The sequence below is a fragment of the Burkholderia guangdongensis genome, assembly GCF_013403875.1.
GTDB lineage: Bacteria > Pseudomonadota > Gammaproteobacteria > Burkholderiales > Burkholderiaceae > Burkholderia > Burkholderia guangdongensis.
Genome location: NZ_JACBNX010000078.1, coordinates 1 through 281 on the forward strand (window position 1 = coordinate 1; position 281 = coordinate 281).

The following is a 281-nucleotide window of genomic DNA, read 5'->3' on the forward strand; positions in this document are numbered from 1 at the left end:
GCGCGGTACAAATACTTCCATTGACCCTTGACTTTGACGTAGGTCTCATCGACTCGCCAGCTCTTGCCCACCGGGCGCTTTCGGCGGCGAAATGCCTTTTCAAACACCGGCAGTACTTTGATGACCCAGCGGTGCACGCTTGAATGATCCACCTCGATTCCACGCTCCAGCATCATCTCTTCGAGGTTGCGCAGGCTCAACGAATACGCCACCAGCGCACGCACAGCAGAATCACGTCAAGCGGATAATGCAGCCGCTTCAGCACCTTCCCAATGCCGTCG

General features: G+C 56.6%; 1 pseudogene. It reads right to left on the reverse strand.

The window, feature by feature from the left end:
* Positions 1 to 274, reverse strand: a pseudogene (locus tag HZI36_RS26775) (IS6 family transposase); the annotation flags it as partial.
* Positions 275 to 281 lie beyond the last annotated feature (7 nt).